Origin of the sequence: Flagellimonas cixiensis, assembly GCF_042134615.1 — a bacterium.
Lineage (GTDB): Bacteria > Bacteroidota > Bacteroidia > Flavobacteriales > Flavobacteriaceae > Flagellimonas > Flagellimonas cixiensis.
The window spans coordinates 2,142,845-2,169,283 of the sequence record NZ_CP169639.1 but is presented as its reverse complement, the minus strand read 5'-3'; the positions used below and the strand labels follow the sequence as shown (position 1 = coordinate 2,169,283).

The window sequence follows — 26,439 nt, the reverse complement described above, 5'->3', positions numbered from 1 at the left end:
AATTTACAGGGCACAAAGGTAATTTATAGAATCTAAATAGTAAGATATGCAAACAGAAAAGGTTATAGCACATATTGTTGACTGGTTAAAGGATTATGCGACCAAAGCAAATTGTAAAGGTTTTGTGATTGGAGTTTCGGGCGGGATTGACTCTGCAGTGACCTCTACCCTTTGTGCCAAAACTGGTTTGGACCTTTTGTGTTTGGAAATGCCCATTCACCAAGGGAAAAATCAGGTGACACGGGCAGACCGACATATTGATTGGTTGATAGAGAATTTTCCGAATGTTTCCAGACAGCCTGTTAACCTTACCCCTGTTTTTGATAGTTTGGTTGAAGCCTTCCCCAAAACCAAGACCGAAGAAGAAAGACATATGTCGCTTGCCAATACCAGGGCAAGATTGCGAATGACGACCTTATACTACTTTGCTGCCCTAAAAGGTTATTTGGTGGCAGGAACCGGGAATAAGGTAGAAGATTTCGGGATTGGATTTTATACCAAGTACGGGGATGGCGGTGTTGACTTGAGTCCAATTGCTGATTTGGTTAAAACCGAAGTGTATGAACTGGGCCGTGTACTTGGGGTAAACCAAGACATTATGGAAGCTGCCCCAACGGATGGATTATGGGGAGACAGCCGCACAGACGAAGATCAAATTGGTGCGTCTTATCCCGAATTGGAATGGGCCATGGAGATGGACGATCAAGGAAAAACTGCCGATGATTTCTCTGGAAGGGAAAAAGAAGTATTCGCCATCTATAAAAGGTACAATTCTGCAAACAAACATAAAATGGTACCCATCCCCATTTGTGAGATTCCTGAAGGTTTAAAGTAGCCAGTCAACCAAAAAACCCTAAACTAAAACGAAAAAACCACAGAAAAACTATGGTTTTAAGAAAAAAAATTAGAGTTTTACATTGGTAAATTGTTATCTTGCTTGCCACTAAATGTAAGTATTTAGCCACTAACCATACTTTAAACTAATTTAAATGATCAAAGTTTTAATTGCTGACAACCACCCTGTTGTGAGGCTTGGTATTAAGCATGTGCTTGAATCTAGTTCAGATATTGAGGTCATCGCTGACGTATCTACAACTACTGAACTGTTTGAAGCTCTAAAATCGACGACCCCCGACGTAGTGATTTTGGAAATGGATATTCCAGAAATCAACGGTATAGCTACTTTAAGAAAACTTAAAATGGATTACCCAGACATCAAAACTTTGATGTACAGCGGTCAATCTGAAGATGTTTATGCCCTTAGCACCATTAGAGCAGGTGCTTTTGGTTACCTGTCCAAAACCGCAGATGTAGATTACATTATTTCTGCTGTTAAGAAGGTATGCGAAGGAAACATGTTCATTACCAATGAACTTGCCCAACGTTTGGCCTTCGACGAAGGAACGCAAAAACCACGCAGGTTCTTTAGAAAACTTTCTTCCAGAGAGGTAGAGGTGTTGAAACTATTGGCTAGCGGAAAACGAAACAAAGAAGTAGCGGAAGGACTAAACTTGAATGAAAAAACAGTAAGCACCTACAAAGCGCGTTTGATGAAAAAATTAAATGTGGACAATTTGGTGGATTTACTGCAACAAGCAAAAGCCTTAGAGCTTTACTAATTAAACCAAACTAACTTGAATGAATCCCGGTCTGTAATGGTCCGGGATTTTGTTGTTAAGACAGCACCCTGTTCAATTTAGCGTTCAATAATTTATTGAGCTGCAGGTAATTCATGATTTCCTCCAATATCTCGGTGTTGTCCCCATTATTATCTTGGGTACGCTCTTGTAGTTTTTGAATTCGATTCTTTATTAGATTGCATCGAAGCGTTAAAATGGTTTCGCCAACCAATTGGGCCACGCCAACTTGCTTTTCTTTAGGGTAGATGTCCTTACGTTCCCAATCGTGCAGTTCGTATTGTTCCTCTTCCATCAAAATCGATGACACTTCCGAAACTTTTTCTGAATCTAGTTCGGACAGAAACATGTTGACTGAAAAATCCACACTTTCATTCAGTTGTTCTATGAGCTCATAATAAATGCTTTTAAACTGCTCGTTGGTCAGTTCAATTTCATCTTCCTGAAGATCCAAGTACACTTTTTCATATACTTTGGCCTCCACCACCTCGGGCTCCAGAACAAGTTCGCCATTCTCATTTTCTTTCAGCACCAAATCCTCAAACTCTTGTTTTTGGTTTCCGTAAAGCAGCAGCACCTGAATGATCTTACGTTCCAATTCATACTGCACATCAACCTTTTCAACAACGGCATCGTTTTTCACTACTTCAAAAGCTTTTTGCTCCTGCTTTAGCTTTTTGTTGGTATCAGCTTGAAACTTTTTATCAATTTGGGCTAAGGTATTGTAGAGCACCTCCTCAGAAATCTGCATGATTCTGGCACATTCCTGAATGTAAATTTCCTTTTGAATGCGATCAGGGATTTTACTGATACTGTTCACAATATCCCTTACCGTATCCGCCCTTTTTATAGGGTCATTGGCAGCTTCTTCGGCCAATAAAGAGGTTTTAAACTGGATAAAATCTTTGGCGTTTTCCTCCAAATAGAGCACCAAGTCCTCGTACGTATTGCTCTTTGCAAAACTATCCGGGTCCTCACCTTCTGGAAACGTACAGACCTTAACGTTCATGCCCTGTTCCAAAATAAGGTCGATACCGCGCAAAGAAGCACGTAACCCAGCCGCATCACCATCAAAAAGCACCGTTATATTTTTGGTGAGCCTGTTGATCAACCGAATTTGTTCGGGTGTTAATGCGGTTCCACTGGAGGACACCACATTCTCCACACCCCGCTGATACATTTGAATTACGTCGGTATACCCTTCCACCAAATAACAATTGTCTTCTTTGGCAATGGCCTGCTTGGCAAAATTGATTCCGTAGAGCACCTTACTTTTATGGTAAATTTCGCTTTCAGGGGAGTTTAAATATTTGGCGGCCTTTTTATCATTGCCCAAAATACGTCCACCAAATCCCAGCACCCTACCACTCATGGAATGGATGGGAAACATGACCCTGCCCTTAAAACGGTCGAAGGTCTTGGTTTCCCCACCAGCTTGCTCCTTAACAATGGTGAGACCTGTTTTCTCTAAAAATTCCAATTGATAGCCCTCACCAAGAGCATCCTTTGTAAATGCTTCCCACTGATCTAAGCTATATCCGAGTCCAAACTTTTTGATCGTCTCATCGGTAAAGCCACGTTCCTTAAAATAGGTAAGGCCAATAGCCTTTCCTGGTTCAGAATGCCACAGGGTCTTGGTAAAATATTTTTGGGCAAACTCCGAAACCAAGTACATACTTTCCTTTTCACTGGCCAACTCCTTCTGTTCGTTGGTCTGTTCGGTTTCCTCTACTTCAATATTGTATTTTTTGGCCAGATATTTTATGGCTTCGGGATAGGTAAAATGTTCGTGCTCCATCAAAAAAGCAACCACATTCCCTCCTTTTCCACTACTAAAATCCTTCCAGATTTGCTTAACCGGGGAAACCATAAAACTAGGGGTACGTTCATCTGTAAAAGGACTCAAACCCTTAAAATTGGAACCTGATTTCTTTAATTGAACAAAATCACCAATCACCTCCTCCAATCGGGCAGTTTCATATACTTGGTCTATGGTGGTTTTTGAAATCACGGGAAAAAGTTAAAATAGCTGTTAAAGGTAAATAAAAACAAAGTTTTGGTGAATTCGAAATTCATTTTGGATTTTGAGATTTAGTATCTTAGAAGCATCTTACTGTTTTAAAGAACGAGTGATGCCCTAAAATTGAAATTTATGAAGATGAGTAGACTGCGCAATACATGGTTTTTAGCTGTATTGATGACCTTAAGTTTGGGAGTTTATGCCCAAATGGCCGAAAAAGCCGCCCCCATTATTGAAAACGGAGAAGCACAAGTGGTCGATGCCTTTTCCGACCCCAGCAAATGGATAAGACACGACCTTTGGGTAGAAACTGAGTTTGATTCGGATGGCGACGGAAAACTGGACCGTATGCACGTTGCGGTGACCAGACCTGAACAAACGGATTCGGAAGGACTAAAACTCCCTGTTATTTATGAGTCCAGTCCTTATTATGCAGGTACGGCTGGTTTGGACAAGGCTATTTTTTGGGATGTACAACATGAATTAGGTGAACTTGGAACGCCGAGAAAACACCCCGAAGTTACGCGAATCGGGGAACGCCCGATTATTTCCAATTCCCAAATTCAAACCTGGGTTCCCAGAGGATATATTGTAGTACATTCTTCGTCTCCCGGAACTGGACTTTCCGATGGTGCGCCTACTGTGGGAGGCGACAACGAGTCCTTGGCCCCAAAAGCAGTGATTGATTGGTTGTGTGGTAGAGCAAAAGGGTATAGCGAAAGAGATGGAAATAAAGAAGTAAAGGCCTATTGGTCCACCGGTAAAGTGGGAATGACGGGAACTTCGTACAACGGAACCATTCCTTTAGCGGCTGCGACCACAGGTGTAGAAGGTTTGGAAGCCATCATTCCAGTTGCCCCCAACACCTCTTATTACCATTACTATAGATCTAATGGTTTGGTACGATCTCCCGGCGGCTATTTGGGAGAAGATATTGATGTGCTTTACGATTTTATACATAGTGGTGATGAAGCCAAAAGAGCCAGAAACAATCAAGTGGTGCGAGACACTGAAATGAAAAATGGACTCGACCGTATAACTGGCGATTACAATGAATTTTGGGCGGGCCGTGATTATTTAAATGATATGAAGCCCATGAAGGCTGCACTTTTAATGTCACATGGATTCAACGATTGGAATGTAATGCCCGAACACAGTTACCGAATTTATAACAAGGCTAGGGAAATGGGATTGCCCGTTCAAATATATTACCATCAAAATGGACATGGAGGCCCGCCTCCCATTAGCATGATGAATCGATGGTTTACCCGATACCTATATGGGGTGGAAAATGGGGTGGAAAACGACGAAAAAGCATGGATAGTTCGAGAGTATGATAAAAAAGACAACCCGACACCTTACCCTGATTTTCCGAATCCCGATGCGAAAGATGTCCAACTTTACTTAACAAAAGGTGCTCCGGAAAAAGGACAACTCAGTTCGAAGAAACCAAAAAAACAAGGTACAGAAACGTTGGTAGACAATTATTCCTTCTCGGGGGCCAGTTTGGCCCAAGCAGAGACCACGAAGCATAGATTGATTTACCTTACCGAACCCTTAACCGAAGACGTACATATTTCGGGCATACCCAAAGTGAAGATTAAATTGGCAAGTAGCAAACCAGCTGCAAACCTATCCGTTTGGTTGGTTTCCCTTCCTTGGAAAGAAGGTTACAATACCAAAATAACCGATAATATAATTACCCGTGGTTGGGCAGACCCGCAAAACCACAATTCGTTAACCGAAAGTGAGCCCTTAAAACCCGGTAAATTTTATGAAATGGAATTTGAATTGATGCCGGATGACCAAATTATTCCAAAAGGACAGCAAATTGGTTTGATGATTTTTTCCAGTGACAAAGAATTTACCCTTTGGCCAGAACCAGGCACGGAGCTAACGGTTGACTTGGATGGTTCATCATTAACCCTTCCTATTGTTGGAGGTAAGCTATGATTTTTCCTCACAACTGACTAAAATCATATGAAGCATCCATAAATTTAAGTGTCTTTGGGATAGTTTAATCATTATCCCAAAAACATGAAAATTTTAATTATTTACGGCACGGCAGAAGGTCAAACCCAAAAAATTGCAAGGTTTATGGCGAACATTCTCATGGAAGAAGGTCATCAAACGGAAACTGCAAACGCTGCCGAAAACCCACCTTCTCCCGAAAGGTTTGATGCAATACTTATTGGGAGCTCTATTCATTTAAACAAATACAAAAGCTCCATAAAAACCTATATTAAGGAAAACGTAGCAACCTTAAACCAAAAATCAACTGGGTTCTTCTCGGTGAGCTTGGCCATGGCCTCCTCTAATATTGAGGAACATGAAGAAGTTAAAGGGATTACCAAATCATTTTTAACCAAAACAAATTGGAATCCAGACCACATTTATTATATGGCCGGTGCCTTAAAATTCACAAAATATGATTATCTTAAAAAGATGACCATGCGCACCATTGCCAAAAAGGAAAGACCTGGTGTGGAGATAGATATTAATTCGAATTATGAATATTCGGATTGGAAAAAAATTGAAGCTCAAACACTGAACTTCAACAAAAGTTTACAAAAATTAAAATTCCATGGACAAACATAGTTTCTCAACACTTTCCGAAGCGGTGAACACCTTGACCTCGGAAGGTTATAAAGAAGATTTTGAAGCAAGAGACAACAGCATTATTGCACTCTATTCCAAAAAAGAATTTCAACCTGGAGAATTAAACATTGTGGCCAACTATCGCTTTGATGGCAATACCAATCCAAGTGACGATGCGACGGTATTTGCCATTGAAGCCTCCGACGGCACCAAAGGCACCTTAGTGATGTCTTACAGTGCTGAACATGCACAAAATGTGGATTTGATCAGGCAAATCCCCAATGCAAAAGTTTAAATTAACCGAAGAACTTTCCTATGGCCGACGGTTGGTACAACAGCCATCCTGTTAGGCTAAACCTGCTTTTATGTGCCTCTAAAACCGCATGGGGTACTTCGGCACTTTTAAACAACACGCAACGGGCCGCCAAAGGTTCCACCAAAAAACTGGAACCGTCCTTTTCAAAAATTTCAAGTTCCCCACCATCGCCAGGTTGCCAATCATCGTTTAGATAGATGATCATAGAAATCATACGGTTGTTCCTGTTTTCGAACTGATCCAAATGTTTATTGTAATGTCCACCAGAAGGATAATGAGCCAAATGGAATTCAAAACCCGATAAACTGAGGTAACAATACCGATTGAATATATGCATGGTCTCGTCCAAAAGGTTCCAATAGGGTTCCAATTGTACATCACGTTTACGATCCAGCCAATAGGTAAAATCGCCTCGAACCTTGGTATTAATTTGATTTTCATCTAAAGCCCCTATTCCTGCCAAAGTAAAAGCAGGCATCTTACCCAGAAAAAAAGATTTGATCTCGGTATATAGGTCTTCGCGTAGAAAGTGATCTATAATCACATAATCCTTATTGGAGATGTCGTCCATCCAGGACAGCCAATCCTCCAAACCATGATAGGTTTTCAAGTTTCAAAAATGTGAGCAAATGTAACTGATTTTTATACGTGGATTTCAAAATTCTTTATCCAAGTAGAGGAAAGTCATACCTTTATAATTCCATTGTTTCATCGCAATATTCTTTTGATATGATTCTATTTTTCGGAACCAGACCCGGTAAAAAAGAAAGCAGGCAACTTCAAAATGTTGCCTGCCCCTATTGTCATCAAACCAATACCTTAACGGTGGTGGCCCAGCCCAATTATGCCCATTTGTTCTGGATTCCCATTTTCACTATCAACCATGTAAAGTATGCGGAATGCTCCCATTGCAAAAAAGTGTATTATAAAGAGGAATTTACACCTGAGATGGAAAGGGCATTATCCTTAAAATAAAAACGTGGCCTGACTATCCATGACCACGTTATTATTGATTTACACTTTGATAGCTTTAAATACTCAATCTGAGACCTAGAGAGATATTATTTTGCTCCACTTCTGCATCTTTAAAAATAGGGTTTAAATCATATTTAAGATACAATTGCATATCACCAAAGCCCATATAACCACTTAACCCATAAATAAAATTACTGGTGTTATAATCTCTCTTGAGCTTGTCTTTAACTCTATCACCATCTCTGGAGTATTTAAGTTTTTGACGTGTCCCCAAATTAAAACCAGCATATCCTCCCAACCCTACCTTAAACTTATTTCTGGTGGAATATCTTATGGTATGCTCCGTTTTCTTGAACTTGGATGCCCCCATTTCAAAATGTACTGGAAAGACTAGATTGTCCATGCGCAATTTAGCTTTGCTCAGGTCATAATCAAACTCCTCCAAAACTACTTGATTCCCGTTCATTACAAAATATTGGTTTCCGGTAGGCTTAAGTCCATTGAACTGGAACATTAATCCATAATTGAATCGTAGCCAATTGGAGTTATCAAAAACACGGGTACGCCATTGCCAACCAATTTCAAAAAACTTGCTTCCTCCTATTTTATAGGGGGAATCATCTAAAGATTCACCTTCAATAATGGCATTATTTAATCCGAATGTTATAATAAAATCAGAATACGTGCGTCTATCATATCTAATCTCTCGGTGCCACCAATCATTGGAATTAAGACCAAAGGCATGTTCGCCATCTATAAACACGTCAATATCTCTAAAATCCTTATCCAAGGAATCCAATTTAGAAAGTGACAGTAATTCTCCCTGATTTCTCTCCAATAATGAAATCTTATTGTCCACAATAGCTGTTCTATTTTCAATATTCAAGGCTCGTCTTTTCGCTGCTTCTTCTTTTAAAAGTTTAGCTTCAGATTCTGATAGATCACCCCTGTCCAGCCTCTCATTGATTTCTTTCACCTCAAATTTCAAAGCGTTCTTCTCTTGTTCAACAATTCGCTTTTTTTCAATTTTAAGCGCCTCAATTTTCTTTTGATAATTCTCTTGCCCAACCATTGAATGAGTGATGAAAAGCAAGAATACCAATGCGGAATAAAATGTAATTGTTCTCATGATTTGTTTTGGTTTAGCCATCTTCCACCTTCTCCACCTAACTGAATAGGCGGAAAAGAATCGAAGAATGGTTTTGATTGATGAATAGTTATTCGTTACGGTCTGCTACCGCGGTTCGTAGTTTAAAATAGCCCGTTTTTAAGGCATCAAATATTTGGTCCCTGAAGGTTTCGTCCAATTCGTCCTCCACCTCGGCAAGCAATGACATGGCATCTACTGCTCCTTTGGAATCAAATAGTTTATCGGCCATGATCTGTTTCTGCGCCTCATAGAGCAAGGAGTCCACTTCAGCATCGGAGACGGCCACTTGCGAGGCTTCCATTTGTGTTACCTGAGCCACCACTTCCTCTAATTTTTGGGCAATTAACAAATCTGTGTTTTGTTCCAATTCTTTTTTAACTGGGTCATCAAATTTGTCCTTCTCCAAATTTGGCTGAGCAATAGCTAGTTGGTCGGATTGAAGCTCTCCTTTTTGTTCAACCACAGGCGAATCAATGGCAGATCTACCTATGGCTTCCTCGGCTCCCCCTGCTTTTTCAACTTCAAAAAGCTCCTTTTTGTCATTTACACCTTCATTCACTTGTTCTTCGACCCATTGCATGGGTTGCTCTTCTATTGGAGCATCGGAACTAAAGTAAAAGACCGACACCATAACAATACCCACAATGCTTGCGGCAATGGCATAAGGCAACCAAGATGTTCGATTTCTTTTCTGCACTACGGAAACTTCAGCTGCAATTTTCTCCCAAGCATCAGATGACGGTTTAATTTCCCGCTCTTTCAGTGTTTCCTTGATATGTTTTTCCAATTTATCCATATCCTAAATTTTATTTGCCCGATTCCTTTCGCGGCGACATTCCTTTTAAAGTCAAATTTTCTTGAAGCATTTTTCGAGCCTTGAACAATTGTGATTTTGAAGTTCCCTCCGAAATACCCAACATCTCTGCAATTTCTTTATGTCCAAAACCTTCAATGGCATAGAGTAAAAAAACCGCTTTATAACCCTCTGGCAGGGCATCAATTAAATGCTGCACATATTCTACATCCAGCACAGAATCTTGATCGATTGGACTTTCTTGATGCACCTCAATCGCATCCTCATCATACACCACAAATTGTTTTTTGCGAAGGTGGGAAATACTTTCCCTAACCATAATGGTACGAATCCACCCCTCAAAACTCCCTTTGAAACCAAATGAACTTAAATTGTTAAACACTTTGATGAATCCAGTCACCATTACATCTTCGGCATAATGAAGGTCTTTTACATATTGCCGACAAACGCCCAACATTTTAGGTGCAAATCTTTCATACAACAACTTTTGGGCTTGTTGATCCCCTTTAATTGATCTATGGATCAATTGCTTCTCGTTATTGTTTAAAGAGATAATTCTCAAAATAATGGTTTCATTAGTGCTTCTATTGTAAAAGACGAAATAAAAAATAGAAAGGTTGCCTGAAAATAAAATTTTTCAGTAAAAAATTGAATATCAGTATTTTAAATTTTATTTTTTACGGTCAACCACATAGTTGACCATTAACGTAAGGGAACTTTTGTATTCAGAATCGGGGTAATTGTCCAAAATGGCTAGGGCCTCATCCTTAAACTCCAACATCTTGGTTACGGCATATTCCAAGCCTCCCATTTCTTTCACGTAAGCAATCACTTCACTTACCCGTTTTTTGTTTTTGTTGTGTTTTTTAATGGAATTAATGAGCCACTTTCGTTTTTCAGTATCGCTTTGGTTCAAGGCATAGATCAATGGAAGCGTCATTTTTTGCTCTTTGATATCAATGCCCGTGGGTTTACCAATTTTCTCGGCACCATAATCAAAAAGGTCATCCTTGATCTGAAAGGCCATCCCACATAGCTCACCGAAACGTCTAAAAGTCTCCACTTCATCAGAATCGGGACGGACAGAACAGGCGCCCATGCTGCAACAGGCGGCAATCAAAGTGGCGGTTTTTTGGCGGATGATGTCGTAATACACCTCCTCTGTGATATCTAAAAGTCGGGCTTTTTCAATTTGAAGTAGTTCGCCCTCGCTCATATCCCTTACCGCGTTGGAAATAATATGAAGTAAATCGTAATCCTTGTTTTCTAAGGAAACCAATAACCCTTTGGAGAATAAAAAGTCCCCCACCAAAACAGCAATCTTGTTTTTCCATAGTGCGTTGATGGAAAAGAATCCTCTGCGCTTATTACTGTCATCAACTACATCGTCGTGCACCAAGCTTGCCGTGTGGATCAATTCGATGATGGAAGCACCCGTATAAGTACGCTCATTTACTTCACCATTTAGCAGTTTGGCGGTCAAGAATACGAACATCGGGCGCATTTGCTTGCCCTTTCTGTTTACAATATAGTAGGTGATTCTATTGAACAGTGCCACCTTGGACGACATGGATTTGAGAAATTTTTCCTCAAATAGTTCCATTTCATCCTCGATGGGCTCCCTTATCTGAGAAACTATTTTCAAGGTGCGCTTTTGGCTTATTTGGTTTTGAGACCCTAAAAGTAGCGAAAATGCTAGAGTTGATCACAGGATAAAACAAGTTTTAAGACAGATGTGCGAAATGCTCGATAACTGGTTGTGTCTGGTTAATGGTTTTTGGTTAATCGCTGTTCGTTATTGGTCAATAGCTTCTTCAACAATTAACTTTGAACTTGAGTCTTGAACCTGAGTTTTTCTTTTGACTCGACTGTTCCTTCGACTGCGCTCGAAATGACAATTGGATTCTTTTTGAACTTGAACTTGGATTTGGGGTGAAGGGTGAAGGGTGAAGGGTGAAGGGTGAAGGGTGAAGGGTGAAGGGTGAAGGGTGAAGGGTGAAGAAAAAAAATGCTTTTTGGAAAATTGTTAATTGATTACTGTTTGTTGGCCAATTGTCCGCAGGCCGCATCAATATCTTTTCCACGGGATCTGCGCACGGTTACTGTAATCCCATTTCGTTCCAAGGTGTTTTGGTACATTTCCACGGCTTTGTTGGAAGCTTGTTGAAACTCACCATCATCAATGGGGTTGTATTCGATAATATTAACTTTGGATGGCGCAAATTTGCAGAACTTCACTAAGGCATCTACCGCCTCTTGAGTGTCGTTGATACCCTTCCAAACTACATATTCGTAGGTGATTTTATTCTTGGTTTTGCTGTACCAATATTCCAATGCCTCACGAAGATCCTTTAAAGGAAATGTGGCATTGAACGGCATAATGGAAGTTCGCACCTCATCAATGGCGGAATGTAATGAAACGGCCAAACCGAATTTAACCTCTTCATCAGCCATTTTTTTAATAATCTTGGGAACTCCTGAAGTTGAGACCACAATTCGTTTGGGAGACATGCCCAGTCCTTCGGGAGAAGTGATTTTTTCAATGGCTTTCAACACATTGTTGTAATTCATTAAAGGTTCACCCATTCCCATAAAAACAATATTACTCAACGGACGGTCAAAATACAATCGGCTTTCATTATCAATGGCAACCACTTGATCATAAATCTCATCCGGATTCAGGTTTCGCATACGTTTTAGGCGTGCCGTGGCACAAAATCGGCAATCGAGACTACAGCCCACTTGACTGGAAACACACGCTGTAGTTCGTGTTTCTGTCGGAATCAAAACAGACTCTACCACCAATCCATCATGCAAACGCACCGCATTTTTAATGGTACCATCGGAACTACGTTGCATTTGGTCCACCCTAATGTGATTGATTACAAAGTTATCTTCCAGCATTTGTCGGGTTTCCTTGGAAATATTGGTCATGGCATCAAAGGTATGCGCAGATTTTTGCCACAACCATTCGTACACTTGGTTACCACGAAATGCCTTGTCGCCTTGCTCCACAAAAAATTGTCGAAGTTGCTCCTTGGTCAATGCCCGTATGTCCTTCTTTTTTATTTCCATTTCTTAAAGATACATAAGAAAAAATCCCGCCGGTGGTTACCTAACGGGATTTCACTTTTTAAGTTTATTGCTCTTAAAGAATCAACATCGCATCCCCGTAGGAATAAAAACGATATCCTTCCAAAATAGCTTGCTTATATGCTTTCTTAATCAAATCGTGACCTGCAAATGCAGAAACCATCATCAACAAGGTTGATTTTGGCAAGTGGAAGTTGGTAATCATACAATTTGCAATACTGAAATCGTATGGAGGGAAGATGAATTTATTGGTCCACCCCTCAAAAGTGTTCAAAGTGTGCTCTGAAGAAACAGCACTTTCCAAACCTCTCATCACAGTGGTTCCCACGGCACAAACTTTTCTCTTTTGAGTTTTGGCATTGTTCACTATCTCGGTAGCTTTTTCATCAATCACCAATTCCTCGCTGTCCATTTTGTGTTTGGACAAATCTTCAACTTCAACTGGGTTAAAGGTTCCCAATCCAACGTGAAGGGTCACTTCAGCAAAATCGATGCCTTTGATTTCCAAACGTTTTAGTAAGTGCTTAGAAAAGTGCAATCCAGCTGTTGGTGCAGCCACGGCACCTTCATGCTTTGCATAAATGGTTTGGTAACGCTCTTCATCCTCAGGGGTTACTTCCCTTTTGATGTATTTTGGAAGTGGAGTTTCTCCCAATTCTCTCAACTTTCTTCTAAAGTCAGTGTAGGAACCATCGTAAAGAAAACGCAAGGTTCTACCCCTTGATGTAGTGTTGTCGATTACCTCAGCTACCAAACTTTCATCATCACCGAAATACAATTTGTTTCCGATTCGAATCTTTCTGGCTGGATCTACCAATACGTCCCAAAGACGTTGTTCTTGGTTCAATTCCCTTAGCAAGAACACTTCAATTCTAGCTCCAGTTTTTTCTTTATTTCCAAAAAGTCTGGCAGGAAATACCTTGGTGTTGTTCAAAACCATCACATCACCTTCATCAAAGTAATCAATGAGGTCTTTGAACATTTTATGTTCAATTTTTCCGGTATCTCTGTGAATTACCATTAGCTTGGATTCGTCCCTGTGTTCCGCAGGGTGTTCGGCCAACAATTCTTTTGGCAATTCAAAATTGAAGTTCGATAATTTCATTTGGACTTTTTTTCGTTTTTTTAAAGAGGATGCAAATATACGACCTCGCGATAGGGGATGTCAAGTAATTTGATGATTAAATGCCCTTTACATTTCGATGATGCCGAATCCGAGAGTCTTCAGGTCGTTCCAAAAATCCGGATATGATTTAGAAACCACGCCTGCATCGTTCACTTTCAAATCAATGTTTAAGGCCAACGGTCCAAAGGCCATCGCCATTCTGTGGTCGTTGTAGGTATCAACCGAAACTCCAGAATTTAATTTCCCAGAAGCATGAAGGGTAAGGCTTTCCGAGTCGATTTCCACCTTAGCTCCAAATTTTCCAAGTTCTGTCTGCAATGCCGCCAAACGGTCGGTTTCTTTAATCGGCAAGGTATGAAGTCCTGTGAGATGACATCCAATTCCCAATCCCAAACACGTTACTGAAATGGTCTGGGCAATATCTGGGGCATTGGCCAAATCGCACTCGAAGAAATCGGTTTTGGCTTCTGCTGATTTTGAAAGTGTAATTTGATTGTTGGAAAAAGTAGTCTCCACTCCAAAATGGGTATAAATTTTGGCTAGAACACTATCACCTTGTAACGAGCTTTCCTTATAGGATGAAAGTTTTATTTCCGAACCTACTTTGGACAAAGCAGCAATGCTATAAAAATAACTGGCTGAACTCCAATCGGATTCTACCACTAAAGTGGTGTCGGCAACAATTTTTTTAGGAGACACTTTAATTTTGTTTCCTTCGAACGAAGTTTGAACCCCAATTTGCTCCAATAGGGCCAAGGTCATTTTTATGTAAGGAACAGAAGTAATTTTTCCAAACAAATCCAATTCCAAACCATTTTCCAAACTTGGAGCGATCAACAACAAAGCTGAAATGTATTGACTACTGATATTGGCAGGGAGGGAAACTTGGCTCTGCTCCAATTTTTTGCCAGAAATTTTTAAAGGGGGGTAACCCTCTTCTTTTTCGTATTGAATATCCGCACCCAAGTTTTGTAAAGCTTCTACTAGCACTTTTATGGGTCTTTCTTGCATGCGATGTGAACCCGTCAGCACCACTTCCTTTCCTTCTTGAGAAGCAAAATAGGCCGTTAAAAATCGCATGGCGGTACCTGCATGGTGAATGTCCACAACACCGTTTGAGATTTTCAACCCTTTTTGCATTACCTCACCATCATCGGAATTGGAAAGGTTCTCAATGTTCACATTTGGAAAAAGTGCTTGAAGCAATAATGAACGATTCGTCTCACTTTTGGAGCCTGTTATTCCAATTTCTTTTTGGATGGTTTTATTTGCTGGTGCGGTAAGTTGAAGTCTCAATTTTCTTCTCTTTGAATGAATCTTCAAAACTAGAAAAAACAGCCCTAATGTCCCTTTATGGGCGCAACTTTATTTTAGCTTTTTGTTATTCTGATGCCTGTCGTGGTCGCGCTTGGTTTTTAGGTCCAGTTTTTTATCAAAGGCTTCTTGTAGATCTATCCCAGTTTGGTTGGCCAAACACAACACCACAAAAACCACATCTGCCAGTTCCTCACCCAAATCTTTGGACTTATCAGATTCCTTTTCACTTTGCTCTCCGTAGCGTCGGGCTATGATACGCGCCACCTCTCCTACTTCTTCGGTAAGTTGGGCCATATTGGTGAGTTCGTTAAAATAACGTACCCCGTGGTTTTTGATCCATTCGTCTACAGCTTTTTGTGCGTTTTCAATGTTCACCTTTTTAGATTTAGTATTGATTCGCAAAGGTAAGCACTACTAAATTATATCTTTTCAAAAACCACGTAACTGTTGTTTTGTGCATTCACAGCATCTTCGAAAAACTTTTTCACATAGGCATAGCCCTCACTGGTATAGTGCGGCGCTCTTAACTGTAAACTGTACTGCACCATTACTTTTCCTTGTGATTCCGAGCAATTAAACCTCAATAATCCACTGTTTTCAGGTAAAGCCAATATCAATGCCTCAGGCATTTCTTTAAGTTTGTACCCCTCCGGCACTTCAACATTAGCGTAAAACATGTAGGACCTCAGATATCCAAAATCAACTGGGTAATATCTTTTTTCTGAAATGAATGGATTGCTCTTAAAAAATCGGATGGCAAATGGATTAAAATAAATGGTTTGACCCGTTTCCAAACCTTCCATCTCAAATTCGAAATGTTCAACCAATTTTTTATCATTGGATTGTTCTGAGTCCAATTCATAATTCTCAATAAAAAAATCCCCATTGGAGCTTTCTTCCAGCTTATTTAAATATTCTTCTTTGGTCGACGTGGTAATCTGATTTTTTTTAATCAAAACTTCATACCCAGTAGTAATTTCATCAAAATTTCCGGTCACTAATCCTTCTTCTGGATTTAAAGCCATTTCGACTCGAATTGCCCTACTATTCTTTTGTTCAGGAACGATATCGTACCAATAACTCTCTCCTTCCAAATCCATAACTCTACCGTAATAATTTAAACAACGATATGGCAGCATTCCAAAAGGTAAATACTTTTGAGTGGCATCCAACAAATAAGAGGTTCCATCGATATTGACCTTGGCCACCAAATAGTTGAAATCTGACATAACTGGATGTGATTTTTTGGGAAGTCCATTGTTACGCGTAGACAGCACCATCATATCGGTATCTATTCCGGCAGCGTTTAATAGATTGATCAGTGTTATGTTGATTTCTGCGACATTCCCTTTGTGCTCATCAAAGGCCTCTTTCACCCTATTATTATAATAAATACCGTAATCCCCGTTCCAAACAAACCAGTTTTTCACAAATTCGTGAATCTTTTTTGCCTTTTCCAAGGCATCACCTCCTCCACTAATCAGTTCTACAGGAACATTTCGTTCAAAAAAGTTTTCCTTTTTAAGCTGGCGCCCCAAGTCCTTATCGGCTTTAAATTCTTTGTCAACATCTTTCCAACTTTTAGTATACCTATCGGTAACACCGTTAAAACGAAGGTGCTCAGACAGTTCAAATTCCAATGAAGATCTATAATTTTTTGGGGACAACATAAAGCTCTCATCTTCTTTAAATGCCGGTACATCCTTCATAACATATTTTAGCACCTCGCAATCTGCTTCGTCGCGAGAACCGGGAATGGAGAAGCACCTTTTTTCAACGGATGCCTCATTTACATCGAGTGTAAGTTCTCCAATTAAGGTTCGATTGTATCTATAATTGCCGGGGATTTTGGCATTGTATTCCGTATAAACCTTTGGAATATCTTCTTGAAACGTCCATCCATTCAGATTGAAGAAAAATGGGGACTTGATTTCATAGGTATATTCCAAAATTGAACCTTCTTGTACCGCAGGGAAGGTAAATCGCTTCTCCGACCATCTTTCGGTAACATCCGTGTCAAACACATTTTGTTGCCTGAGGCTATGCTTTACCGTTCCGTTATGGGTTATTGCCCTAATCTCCTCTACACTCTCCTTTCTATTATCGGAACGATAGTACGGAATAGCAATATCTGCAATGGAAACACCTTGTTTGTCCAACACTTTGATCTTGGCCCTATATTTTTTAATGAGCCAGACATAATTTCCCCTAATCTCGAAAAAATTCTCTCCCTTTTCATAAAGATAAACGGCATGTGCCGTTGTATCCTTTTCATAAGTAGTAAATTCCTCTTCATCAATGGTCAATTGACCAAACTTGGTCTCCTGCTGTCCAATGACTGTTAAAAAATGAAGGAATGAAATAACCCAGAATGCTTTTTTAATCGACTTCATGCTATGGTTTGTGTTTGTACAAAACTATTTTTTGATTGTCATTTCTAGCTACGGTCCGTAAAAATGACCTGAATTTTTGATAAGATTCTTTTTTATATGTTCCAGCCTTTAGAAAAAAGCTTCTATTATAAATCAATGTTCCATTAGTTTTTTCTTGGACTTTGGTTTGATAACTTCCAAATTCGGATGCTACATAAACATCTTCCGGAAGTGATGAAACGGTAAAACCTTCAGGTAATTCAAACTGAATCTCATCTTCTTCAAAGGCCCCTCTTTGAACCAAAAACGGATATTTCCTGTCCCGATCTCTTGCAGGCACATAAGTATCATTATTCAGTGGATTGATAGATAACAAGTATCCCTCTCCATTTTTCGCCATAAAGTTTTCTGCATGAAAGTTGACTTGTTCCGTAAAAACTATGTCGTCCTTGTTGTTTTCAAAGGAGTAGTTCTTCACCTTTATTCCATTGATATTATCCCACAAAGTTTTATAATAGTCTTTTATATGTTCTGAAGATTGACGCTCCAAGGCCATTCTCAAGTCGTATTTGATGCCTTTTGTCTGCACCATTACTTGAGCCTCCATGGACAGGTCTTCAAATACTTTAATTGTACTTTTTATGTGTTTAGCATTCTCCTTGTTCAAATAGGAAACTGTTCGGACCAATTTTCCTCCATCCGGAGTTACTACAAGCACTGTTCGGTCGTCTGTAAAATCCCCTAAATACCCAAAGGGATTTATTTGTGAAGTGCAATCCACCCAATAATAACTATTCTTATACGGTATTGCCAGAATAACATGGTTCCCTTGGATTAAGTCTGCAAAGTCCTCTTGCATGTCGATTTTGGCTCTTCCAGATTCCACAACGGCGTAATAAGAATCGACCCCAACTGCCTTTAACAATGCTTTTGTGTAATTGGTAAGTCCTTTGCAGTCTCCGTACTTATCTCTATCAACCTCTATGGCATTAATGGGTCTTAATCCACCAATACCTATTTGCACACTAACATATCGTGTATTCTCCTGCACATAGCGGTAAATTATTTTCGCCTTTTCCAGATCATCATCGATTCCCTTTACCAAGTTGCGCATTTTGGCAATGGTTGACTCATCCAATTCATCCCTTCCATCCAACAAGATGTCCTGCACCCAATGGCCTAATTCTTGCCAATTATTTACTGCTCCATTGTATCCTTTAAAATGAAAATTAGGTAGCCTAACAGATAATCTCGGTAAAATATCATGGTAGCTTGGGCTCAAGGTTTCTCCTGAAAATGCCGGAATTTCTTTTGCAACATACAAGACTGCATTATATTCCTTGGTCACATTTACATCCAATCCATCCAAGTTCTGTTCCTTTATTATGGGCTCAAGCTCTTTTGATGCATATGAAATTTTATAGGTGCTTTTCTCAACACCTACACCATAACCCGGCACAAAATACCATTGTGGCATTGCGCCTGTATCGGAGGTTTCCACCTCATAAGTAAATTTCATGGTATAAGGATACTGCGACGGATCATAGTCGGCATACAAAACCCTGTCATCACGATAAAGTGAAAATCCATCAGCCGCAGCTATATCTTTGAAATCACGTTTTTTTATGGTCTCGATTTCCCCGCCAAATTGGTTATAGATAACCGCTTCCAAATGTTTCACCTTTATTTCTTTGTCATACCTAATCCTTGCCTCTGCAAAGTCCTTACCCGAGGCGTTAAAAACTGTAACCACCTTAGTCACTTGATACACCATCTGATCAACAGCCAGAACCTGTATGTGTAAATCATCGTTGCGAATAACTGCGTCTGAATTAGAACGCAAATCCTCCGTCATGGAAGCTATACTATATTGAGCATGAAAAATATTAGAAAAAAAGATAAAAAAGGTAAGTGCAAAAAATCGCATTAGTTTGGTTAGTGTTTGGTCTTCTAACGCTAATGTGATTAAATTCTTACAAAAAATCAAAAATAAATCGATAAAATACGACTACTCTTTATTTTTAGTGTCGATGGTAATGGTCACTGGACCATCGTTTAGAAGTCTTACTTTCATATCGGCGCCAAAGATTCCCGTACCGACTTTTTTACCCAATTTTTGTTCCAAAACCTTTACAAAATTTTCATACAAAGGAATGGCAATATCGGGCTTTGAGGCTTTTATATAAGAGGGCCTATTTCCTTTTTTGGTCTGGGCGTACAGGGTAAATTGACTTACCACGATCACATCTCCATCAACATCCAAAACGGAGCGGTTCATCACATCATTTTCATCACCAAAAATGCGAAGGTTGGCTATTTTTTGGGACAACCAGTCAATATCTTCATTTCCGTCGGCATCTTCAATGCCCAACAAAACCAAAAGACCTTTTCCTATTTCTGAAATAATTTTACCATCAACGGTTACGCTGGCCTCTGAAACTCTTTGTATTACGGTTCTCATTATCTTTCTCTATATGGACTGTCCTCTTCTCCAGTCAGCATTTGCACATAGCTTCGGTACCTGCTCCAGGCAACCTCATCTTTCTCCAATGCATCTTTTACCGCACATTTGGGCTCATCCAAGTGCAAGCAATTATTGAACTTACATTCGGATTTTAACTCAAAAAATTCTGGAAAATAATCCCCTATTTCGTCCTGTTCCATATCCACAATTCCAAAACCTTTGATTCCCGGCGTATCTATGATCCTCGCATTAAAGGATAGATCGTACATTTCGGCAAATGTGGTGGTGTGCTGTCCTTGCAAATGTTGTTCGGAAATTTCGGTGGTCTTCAATTGGAGACCTGGCTCCAAGGCATTCACCAAGGTAGATTTTCCTACTCCCGAATGACCGGCAAACATGCTGGTTTTGTCTATCATCATAGCTTTCACCTTGTCCACATTTTTACCGTCTTTTGCCTCGATGGGAATACAGGTGTAGCCAATGTGTGAATAGAGCCCCATCAGATAAGCCACCTCATCCAATTCTTCTTCACTATAGATATCCAATTTATTGAAAAGTAAAACCACAGGAATATCATAGGCTTCGGCGGTAACCAAAAAACGGTCGATGAATGCAGTAAATGTGGGTGGATTGTTCAGGGTCACCAACAAAAAAACTTGGTCGAGATTCGCAGCAATAATGTGGGTTTGCTTGGAAAGTTTAACCGATTTGCGGATGATATAGTTTTTGCGTTCCCCAATTTCTGAAATCACGCCAACTGTTTCATCCCCCAATTCTTCCAGTTGAAACACTACATGGTCACCCACAGCTACAGGGTTGGTGCTTTTTATGTTCTGGGTACGGAACTTCCCCTTGATACGACATTCGAAAAAGTCGCCTTCATCGGATTTTACGGTATACCAACTACCGGTTGATTTATAAACAGTTCCGTTCACTTTTATTTTAATTATTCATTACAAAGAAACAATATTATGCTGTTTTAAACGTATTTGAATGAAATCAGTTTAACAATCAATAACCATTACAATTATGAAAAAATCAGTTTTTATTGCATTGCTTGCCCTAATGGCTGGATTTGGAGCTTATGCACAACAGTACAAGGTCGTGACCAGTGTAGAATCCATTGTACCGAACGGACTGGGTAGGTCAAGAATCATCAATGCTTTGGAAGACAAAGATTATAGAGAGTACACCAGTGTGCAGACCGAAGATGACAATACAAGAAATAAATCGGACCGTGGTGATATTCGAGTCAAAAACTTTGAAGAAACCAAACTATTGAACTTTTACAATATTGGTGGAATCCGTTTTCAGAACATTGCAGCAAACGATGCCGTGATCACTTCCATGATCAACGATATGATCGCCAATGGATGGGAATTGGCCTTTGTAGTGAGCGGTGTTGAAAGTGAGGCAGGAAAAGGCGATGGACAAGGTATTTTTATTACCCGCTATATCTTTAAAAAGTAAAAATTTATAAATAAAAAAGCCCTTTGGAAAACCAAGGGGCTTTTTTTTTGCAAGTAATCTTCATTAATCCTTGATGTAGATTCTACCACCTACAAAGGTTCTTTTATGGACTGTTTTGGGTTGACCGTACACATACACGTCTCCACCAGCCTTTACATTGATGTCTACCATTTCGGAAGCAAAAACATCAGCTTCGCCGCCCGCAGAAATTTTTATATCGGTATTGGAAGTTCTCAATTCCCTTCCTTCAAACACACCTCCTGTGTTCAATACCACACTTTGGGTTTTAGCCAAACCTGAAGCTTCAATAATACCACCCGTAACCGCACGGATATCGGCATAATCCACATCCATTCCAATATGAATTGTAGCTCCTTCTTGGGCCCTCAATTCAATCTTACTCTTTTGCACCAACTCATTGCAGGTAATTTCGGCGCCTTCATTGCCATCAATCACATCCAAATTGGTGTAGTACACTTCGATTAAAGTGTCCTCGCCCTGAAATTTCTTGTCCAACTGCATGCGAAGTTTTAAAACACCATTTTTATTGGTCCATTTAATGTCATCCACATTCCAACCTTTGATCATTATTCGGTTTTCATCCGATTGAATCAGATTCACCTCGATAAGGTCGAATACTTTAATTTCATTGAACTCTCCAACTTCCGTGTCGATGATTCGTTGTGAAAACATGACCAAGGGAAGCAAAATCAAACTAAGTGTACATATTTTTTTCATGTTGTAGTGTTTTTACTCTTGAAAGATGGATGAGAAACAAATTTGTTACAGTTAAGAACAAAAAAACCATCCAAAACCCAAATTTAATCGCGGGAATCGGATGGTTTTACAACCTAAATCTTAAGATCAACTACGCGTTGATTATTTTTTCTTGGTGGTTGATGGATTCCTGGTGAATCGCTTTGAACATTTTCAAAACAAACTCCTCGCTCAATCCTCTTTGCTCCCCTTCCAAGATCATATTTCCTAAAATGGCGTTCCATCGGTTGCTTTGAAGTACTGCAACGTTCTTTTGCTTTTTCAATTCCCCGATACCATCAGAAACCTTCATTCTTTTTCCCAACAAATCAATCAACTGATTGTCCAACACATCAATTTGTGCTCTAAGATTGGTCAACTTACTGTTGTATTCGGCTTCTTCGTCAGTTTCCTTTCTAATTCTAAGATCTTTCATAATCTGAACCAATGTTTCTGGGGTTACTTGCTGTGCAGCATCACTCCAAGCATTGTCCGGATCGTAATGAGTTTCGATCATCAAACCATCAAAGTTCAAATCCAATGCGGTTTGGGATACATCAAAAATCATATCACGCTTACCAGTAATGTGGCTAGGATCATTAATGATGGGAAGATCAGGAAACTTGGTTTGCAACTCAATGGCCAATTGCCATTCTGGAATGTTTCTGTACTTCGTTTTTTCGTAAGTAGAGAATCCTCTATGGATCACACCCAACTTTTCAATATTGGCCGAATATAAACGCTCCACCGCACCCAACCATAAAGAGAGGTCCGGGTTCACCGGGTTTTTCACCAATACAATTTTATCGGTACCCTCAAGGGCATCTGCAATTTCTTGAATAATGAAAGGACTCACGGTAGAACGTGCGCCGATCCACAATAGATCCACATCATATTCCAACGCCAAATCAACGTGCGCTCTATTGGCTACCTCAGTAGCGGTTTTTAAGCCTGTTTCTTCCTTAACTTTTTGCAACCACTTCAATCCAATGGCTCCTACTCCCTCAAAATTTCCAGGACGAGTTCTTGGCTTCCAGATTCCAGCGCGGTAGTAATTCACGTCGGTATCTTTAAGTTCATGGGCAATTTTAAGCACCTGGTCTTCGGTTTCTGCGCTACATGGACCTGCAATAACCAGAGGATGCCCTAAATTCATGTCATCCAACCATTTTCTCATTTCCTTCTTGTTTTCCATAATACTCTCTATTTTTTTGTAAGTGGTATTCCTTTTAGTATTTGTTTTATTTTATTGGTGTTACTCATTTCTTGGTGGACATTCTCAAAATCGTTGTCCAAGATCAGTTGCTTAAATGTGGTGAGGTTTTGAATGTATTCTTCCAAGGTTTCCACAACATTATCCTTGTTCTGCTCAAAAATTGGTGTCCACATATCGGGTGAACTTTTTGCCAAACGAACGGTACTTTCAAAACCACTCCCCGCCATGTCAAAAATATCACGTTCATTTTTCTCTTTCTCAATAACTGTCTTTCCCAACATAAATGAGCTAATGTGTGATAAATGAGATACGTAGGCGATGTGTTTGTCGTGTGCTTCAGGGTTCATATAGCGAATTCGCATCCCGATTTCCTGAAAAATGGCCAATGCTTTTTCCTGTAATTTGAATGCTGTTTTTTCCACTTCGCAAATGATCATGGTCTTTCCCTCGTACAACCCTTCCAAGGCTGCCGTTGGACCTGAAAACTCGGTACCTGCAATAGGGTGACATGCCATAAAGTTTCTCCGCTTGGGGTGTTCGGCTACTTGTTCGCAAATCAATCGTTTGGTAGAACCTGCATCCATCACCACAGTCTCATCGCCCACAGCATCTAAAATTTTTGGCAATTCAGACACCAAAACATTCACAGGGATACCCACATAAACCAAATCTGCACTTGCCAAATCTTGGTAATCCCCTTTTTTATCTACGATTTGAAGTTGAAGTGCCTCATCCAAATGAGCTTGACTTTTATCCACGCCAATGATTTCCGCCTCGGAATGCAACTTTTTCACATCCTTGGCAAAAGAACCGCCTATCAATCCAACTCCTATGATGACTACTTTCATGATCTAAAATCTTTCTATGGCTTCTTTGATTTTTTCTTCTTTCACACAAAGCGAAAAACGAATGTATCCTTCGCCATTGCTCCCAAAAATGGTTCCAGGAGCTATGAAAATATCTTTTTCGTGCAATACGTTGTCTATGAATGCTTCCGATGGCGCAGCTCCTTCGGGTAGTTTGCACCACACGAACATCCCCACTGCATTTTTATCATAGGTGCATCTCAATTTGTCCGCCAATTGAAACATCAACGCCCTTCTTTTGGCGTACACCTTATCCAATTCCTTGAACCACTCAGGACCACTTTGCAGCGCTGCAATAGCCCCTTTTTGAATGCCGTAGAACATTCCAGAATCCATATTACTCTTCACTTTGAGTACGGCATTAATGTGTGCTGCACTACCCAACACCATTCCAACTCTCCATCCTGCCATGTTAAAGGTTTTGCTCAAGCTGTTCAGTTCCAACGTGCAATCTTTAGCGCCTTCAATGGACAAAATACTGGTCGGATTGCTCGAAAGCACAAAACTGTATGGGTTGTCATTCACCAAAAGAATCTCATTTTTTTTAGCAAAATCGACCAACAGCTTTAGTTGCTCCAAAGATGCTGTAGCTCCTGTGGGCATATGTGGGTAACTGATCCACATGAGTTTCACTTTGGACAAATCCTTTTTGGACAATACCTCCAAATCTGGGAACCATCCATTTTCAGCAGTCAAATCGTAATTTACCGCTACTGCTCCCACTAAATTGGTCACAGATGCATAGGTGGGGTATCCAGGATTGGGCAACAACACTTCATCCCCCTCATTTAAAAATGCCAAACTGATGTGCATGATGCCTTCCTTGGAACCCATCAACGGCAAAATTTCCGATTCAGGGTCTACCGATACATCAAATTTTTGAAGATAGAAATCTGAAATCGCTTCACGCAATTGCGGCAACCCTTGATAACTTTGGTATTGATGTGCTCCCGAATCTGTAATGGAATCCCTAAGCGTTTCCAACACCAAAGGTGATGGTGCCAAATCTGGGCTTCCGATTCCCATATTGATAATGGGTTTGCCTTGGGCCACCAACCCTCTTACTTCTCTTAATTTTTTAGAGAAATAGTATTCCTGAACGGTATTTAATCTATCTGCTGTGATCATTGCAACAATGCATTTTTATATTCACCCAAAACCTGAAAATCTTCGGACATGATCTCCAACAACGATTTGGTTTTGGCAAAGTGCTCGTATTTTTCAAATGTGACATCTACAAAAAAGGCATACTTCCAAGGAGTCTCAATCACGGGCAAGGATTGAATCTTGGTCAGGTTCATGTTGCAATCGCTCATCACGTTCAACACAGTGGCCAAACTGCCTCTCTTGTGATCGGTGATAAAGCGCAACGACGCCTTATTGATTTCCTCTTTAGGGAGTACTTTATTTTGTTTTTTAAGGATGATGAACCTAGTGGAATTGTTCACTATGGTCTGGATATTGTCTGCGATAATTTCCAAATCATACAACTCTGCGGCCATTTTAGGCGCAATGGCGGCTATGTGCTCCAAACCTTCTTCTTGAATTTGCTTGGCCGTCTCCGCCGTATCTGCACTTTCCACCAATTTAATCTGTGGATGGGCCTTGAAAAATTCCTTGCACTGCAACAAGGCCATAGGGTGCGAATGTACCTCTTTGATATCATCAAAAGTCTTTCCTTTCATTACCATAAGGTTATGGTGTATGTTCAGGTAATGTTCCCCAATGACATGGATTTTATTATGGTACACCAAATTGTAATTGGGAATAATAGAACCTGCAATCGAGTTTTCAATGGCCATAATCCCCTTATCTGCGGTTCCACCCAACAAATGGTCAATCACAGCATCAAAACTGCTGCATTCCATCAACTCGATATCCTCCCCAAAAAAATCTATGGCCACTTGATGGTGGTTAGATCCCTTAATTCCCTGAATGGCTATTTTTAAACCCATGGCAAAAAAAAAGTCCCGATTGCATCGGGACTTTATATATTGGTTATACTTTAAACGTATCTATAATAGTCCCGTTGCTCCTTGAAAAAAGAAGTAAAAATAAAAACGGTTCCAGAAATACGTGTTTGTCATTTTCTTGTAAATTCTCGGCCAATTTAGTTATTCATTCTGAAAAGCAAAGTGTTTACCTAACTTTTTTTGAATTTTTTTCAAAAAAGACGTTTCCACTGCACATTATTTTACAGAAACCATACTTTTTTAAGAATACTCCTTTTGCTCCATATTTTATTAGGC

The 26,439-nt window shown here is 40.0% G+C and carries 26 protein-coding genes; 7 read left to right on the top strand and 19 right to left on the bottom strand.

Annotation, left to right across the window (positions count from 1 at the left end):
- The first annotated feature begins 46 nt into the window (after window positions 1-46).
- Complete coding sequence (gene nadE, locus ABT310_RS09600; protein WP_375323687.1) at window positions 47-835, top strand: NAD(+) synthase; 789 nt, start codon at window positions 47-49, stop codon at window positions 833-835.
- Between the two features lie 154 nt (window positions 836-989).
- The gene (locus ABT310_RS09595) at window positions 990-1,619 is read left to right on the top strand and encodes a response regulator (protein WP_375323686.1); all 630 of its coding nucleotides are present in this window, start codon (window positions 990-992) and stop codon (window positions 1,617-1,619) included.
- Window positions 1,620-1,674: 55 nt separating this feature from the next.
- Here ABT310_RS09595 and dnaG read toward each other — a convergent pair whose 3' ends face one another.
- Complete coding sequence (dnaG, locus tag ABT310_RS09590; protein ID WP_375323685.1) at window positions 1,675-3,648, bottom strand: DNA primase; 1,974 nt, start codon at window positions 3,646-3,648, stop codon at window positions 1,675-1,677.
- A gap of 147 nt (window positions 3,649-3,795) precedes the next feature.
- Between dnaG and ABT310_RS09585 the strand changes: the two genes are divergently transcribed.
- The 3 genes from ABT310_RS09585 (at window position 3,796) to ABT310_RS09575 (ending at window position 6,550) form a co-directional block, all read left to right on the top strand.
- Complete coding sequence (locus tag ABT310_RS09585) at window positions 3,796-5,610, top strand: Xaa-Pro dipeptidyl-peptidase (RefSeq protein ID WP_375326169.1); 1,815 nt, start codon at window positions 3,796-3,798, stop codon at window positions 5,608-5,610.
- Between the two features lie 84 nt (window positions 5,611-5,694).
- Window positions 5,695-6,255: a flavodoxin domain-containing protein gene (locus ABT310_RS09580; RefSeq protein ID WP_375323684.1), complete on the top strand. Its 561-nt coding sequence runs from the start codon at window positions 5,695-5,697 to the stop codon at window positions 6,253-6,255.
- Window positions 6,242-6,550: a phosphoribosylpyrophosphate synthetase gene (locus ABT310_RS09575; RefSeq protein ID WP_375323683.1), complete on the top strand. Its 309-nt coding sequence runs from the start codon at window positions 6,242-6,244 to the stop codon at window positions 6,548-6,550. Before ABT310_RS09580 ends, ABT310_RS09575 begins: the two co-directional genes overlap by 14 nt.
- A gap of 1 nt (window position 6,551) precedes the next feature.
- On the opposite strand, the gene ABT310_RS09570 is transcribed toward ABT310_RS09575, so the two are convergent.
- Complete coding sequence (locus ABT310_RS09570) at window positions 6,552-7,181, bottom strand: 2OG-Fe(II) oxygenase (RefSeq protein ID WP_375323682.1); 630 nt, start codon at window positions 7,179-7,181, stop codon at window positions 6,552-6,554.
- Between the two features lie 119 nt (window positions 7,182-7,300).
- Between ABT310_RS09570 and ABT310_RS09565 the strand changes: the two genes are divergently transcribed.
- The gene (locus tag ABT310_RS09565) at window positions 7,301-7,546 is read left to right on the top strand and encodes a zinc-ribbon domain-containing protein (protein ID WP_375323681.1); all 246 of its coding nucleotides are present in this window, start codon (window positions 7,301-7,303) and stop codon (window positions 7,544-7,546) included.
- 55 nt (window positions 7,547-7,601) lie between these two features.
- Here the strand turns inward: ABT310_RS09565 and ABT310_RS09560 are convergent, their stop codons facing one another.
- From ABT310_RS09560 to rsgA, 12 genes are all read right to left on the bottom strand, one after another.
- Window positions 7,602-8,675, bottom strand: coding sequence for a hypothetical protein (locus tag ABT310_RS09560; protein ID WP_375323680.1), 1,074 nt, complete (start codon window positions 8,673-8,675; stop codon window positions 7,602-7,604).
- Between the two features lie 88 nt (window positions 8,676-8,763).
- Complete coding sequence (locus tag ABT310_RS09555) at window positions 8,764-9,492, bottom strand: hypothetical protein (RefSeq protein ID WP_375323679.1); 729 nt, start codon at window positions 9,490-9,492, stop codon at window positions 8,764-8,766.
- A 10-nt stretch (window positions 9,493-9,502) separates the two neighbouring features.
- The gene (locus tag ABT310_RS09550) at window positions 9,503-10,072 is read right to left on the bottom strand and encodes an RNA polymerase sigma factor (RefSeq protein WP_375323678.1); all 570 of its coding nucleotides are present in this window, start codon (window positions 10,070-10,072) and stop codon (window positions 9,503-9,505) included.
- Between the two features lie 108 nt (window positions 10,073-10,180).
- The gene (locus tag ABT310_RS09545) at window positions 10,181-11,155 is read right to left on the bottom strand and encodes a polyprenyl synthetase family protein (protein WP_375323677.1); all 975 of its coding nucleotides are present in this window, start codon (window positions 11,153-11,155) and stop codon (window positions 10,181-10,183) included.
- A gap of 389 nt (window positions 11,156-11,544) precedes the next feature.
- Window positions 11,545-12,585, bottom strand: a complete 1,041-nt coding sequence (rlmN, locus tag ABT310_RS09540) for a 23S rRNA (adenine(2503)-C(2))-methyltransferase RlmN (RefSeq protein WP_375323676.1) — start codon at window positions 12,583-12,585, stop codon at window positions 11,545-11,547.
- Between the two features lie 73 nt (window positions 12,586-12,658).
- Window positions 12,659-13,708, bottom strand: a complete 1,050-nt coding sequence (queA, locus tag ABT310_RS09535; RefSeq protein WP_375323675.1) for a tRNA preQ1(34) S-adenosylmethionine ribosyltransferase-isomerase QueA — start codon at window positions 13,706-13,708, stop codon at window positions 12,659-12,661.
- A gap of 87 nt (window positions 13,709-13,795) precedes the next feature.
- Entirely contained in the window at window positions 13,796-15,025 is a 1,230-nt protein-coding gene (locus ABT310_RS09530; protein ID WP_375323674.1) for a 3-phosphoshikimate 1-carboxyvinyltransferase, read from the bottom strand.
- Window positions 15,026-15,094: 69 nt separating this feature from the next.
- Window positions 15,095-15,421 (bottom strand): nucleotide pyrophosphohydrolase, encoded by a 327-nt coding sequence (locus ABT310_RS09525; RefSeq protein ID WP_375323673.1) that lies wholly within the window; start codon window positions 15,419-15,421, stop codon window positions 15,095-15,097.
- 44 nt (window positions 15,422-15,465) lie between these two features.
- Window positions 15,466-17,439 (bottom strand): DUF3857 domain-containing protein, encoded by a 1,974-nt coding sequence (locus ABT310_RS09520; RefSeq protein ID WP_375323672.1) that lies wholly within the window; start codon window positions 17,437-17,439, stop codon window positions 15,466-15,468.
- A 1-nt stretch (window position 17,440) separates the two neighbouring features.
- Window positions 17,441-19,273: a DUF3857 domain-containing transglutaminase family protein gene (locus ABT310_RS09515; protein ID WP_375323671.1), complete on the bottom strand. Its 1,833-nt coding sequence runs from the start codon at window positions 19,271-19,273 to the stop codon at window positions 17,441-17,443.
- 153 nt (window positions 19,274-19,426) lie between these two features.
- The gene (gene dtd / locus ABT310_RS09510) at window positions 19,427-19,879 is read right to left on the bottom strand and encodes a D-aminoacyl-tRNA deacylase (protein WP_375323670.1); all 453 of its coding nucleotides are present in this window, start codon (window positions 19,877-19,879) and stop codon (window positions 19,427-19,429) included.
- Window positions 19,879-20,817 (bottom strand): ribosome small subunit-dependent GTPase A, encoded by a 939-nt coding sequence (gene rsgA, locus ABT310_RS09505; RefSeq protein WP_375323669.1) that lies wholly within the window; start codon window positions 20,815-20,817, stop codon window positions 19,879-19,881. The genes dtd and rsgA overlap by 1 nt, the downstream gene beginning before the upstream one ends.
- A gap of 94 nt (window positions 20,818-20,911) precedes the next feature.
- Here rsgA and ABT310_RS09500 point away from each other — a divergent pair, with 94 nt between their 5' ends.
- Window positions 20,912-21,352, top strand: coding sequence for a hypothetical protein (locus ABT310_RS09500; protein WP_375323668.1), 441 nt, complete (start codon window positions 20,912-20,914; stop codon window positions 21,350-21,352).
- 63 nt (window positions 21,353-21,415) lie between these two features.
- On the opposite strand, the gene ABT310_RS09495 is transcribed toward ABT310_RS09500, so the two are convergent.
- From ABT310_RS09495 to ABT310_RS09475, 5 genes are all read right to left on the bottom strand, one after another.
- The gene (locus tag ABT310_RS09495; RefSeq protein WP_375323667.1) at window positions 21,416-22,090 is read right to left on the bottom strand and encodes a head GIN domain-containing protein; all 675 of its coding nucleotides are present in this window, start codon (window positions 22,088-22,090) and stop codon (window positions 21,416-21,418) included.
- Between the two features lie 130 nt (window positions 22,091-22,220).
- A complete protein-coding gene (locus tag ABT310_RS09490) occupies window positions 22,221-23,303 on the bottom strand; it encodes a chorismate mutase (RefSeq protein WP_375323666.1) in 1,083 nt (360 codons plus the stop codon).
- Window positions 23,304-23,311: 8 nt separating this feature from the next.
- Window positions 23,312-24,172: a prephenate dehydrogenase gene (locus ABT310_RS09485; protein ID WP_375323665.1), complete on the bottom strand. Its 861-nt coding sequence runs from the start codon at window positions 24,170-24,172 to the stop codon at window positions 23,312-23,314.
- A gap of 3 nt (window positions 24,173-24,175) precedes the next feature.
- On the bottom strand, window positions 24,176-25,318 hold the full coding sequence (locus ABT310_RS09480) for a pyridoxal phosphate-dependent aminotransferase (RefSeq protein WP_375323664.1): 1,143 nt from the start codon (window positions 25,316-25,318) through the stop codon (window positions 24,176-24,178).
- Window positions 25,315-26,145 carry a prephenate dehydratase gene (locus ABT310_RS09475; RefSeq protein WP_375323663.1) on the bottom strand — a complete coding sequence of 277 codons (831 nt, stop codon included), beginning with the start codon at window positions 26,143-26,145 and terminating at the stop codon, window positions 25,315-25,317. Before ABT310_RS09475 ends, ABT310_RS09480 begins: the two co-directional genes overlap by 4 nt.
- Window positions 26,146-26,439: the final 294 nt, after the last annotated feature.